This window comes from Parabacteroides sp. AM08-6, assembly GCF_003473295.1.
Taxonomy (GTDB): Bacteria; Bacteroidota; Bacteroidia; order Bacteroidales; family Tannerellaceae; genus Parabacteroides.
In genome coordinates, this window is the sequence record NZ_QRMP01000090.1 from 1 (window position 1) to 674 (window position 674).

At 45.1% G+C, this 674-nt stretch carries 2 protein-coding genes; both read left to right on the forward strand.

Annotation, left to right across the window (positions count from 1 at the left end):
• The coding region (locus tag DW103_RS17995) for a glycosyltransferase (RefSeq protein WP_122278617.1) at positions 1–378 on the forward strand (378 nt) is incomplete at its 5' end.
• Between the two features lie 6 nt (positions 379–384).
• Positions 385–674 (forward strand): cysteine peptidase family C39 domain-containing protein (locus DW103_RS18000; protein WP_233545743.1); only part of this gene is annotated, 290 nt, incomplete at its 3' end.

Sequence of the window (674 nt, forward strand, 5' to 3'; positions counted from 1 at the left end):
TATTGGAATAAAGTGACATTTACAGGTCGTTTGAATAAGGACGAGTTGTATGAATTTTATCAGATAGCGGATATCGGAGTGATGCCCTCTTTGCATGAACAATGCAGTTATGTGGCGATGGAGATGCTGATGTTCAATATCCCTTTGCTAATTTCAACTTCCACGGGGTTGAATGAAACTCTTGAAGGTGTGGAAAAAATAGAAGTGGAAGAACGTGAGGACGACGTGTATATTTCCGTTGAAAAAATGGCGGAGAGCATGCTGGCTTTGTTGCAGGCTCCTCCGAGCAATATGTATAGGGAAACCTATTTGCGGAAATATGAGGAATCCCTATTTTTGGAGAAAATGCGGAATTTGTACGAATCTTTATTTGTGTAACGCTTTATGTTGACCCCTTTCCCCCATTATCTTCAGCTCGACGCGATGGACTGCGGTCCGTCGTGCCTGCGTATGATAGCCAAGTACTACGGTAAGACCTATAGCTTGCAATCGCTACGCGAAAGGTCGTTCATCACGCGCGAAGGGGTTTCCATGCTGGGAATAAGCGATGCGGCCGAATCGGTCGGTTTTCGCACGTCCGGGGTGAGAATAACCTTGGAGCAGTTGAAGAAGGAGGTTCCTTTGCCTTGTATATTGCATTGGAACCAGAACCATTTTGTTGTATGTTACCGGAT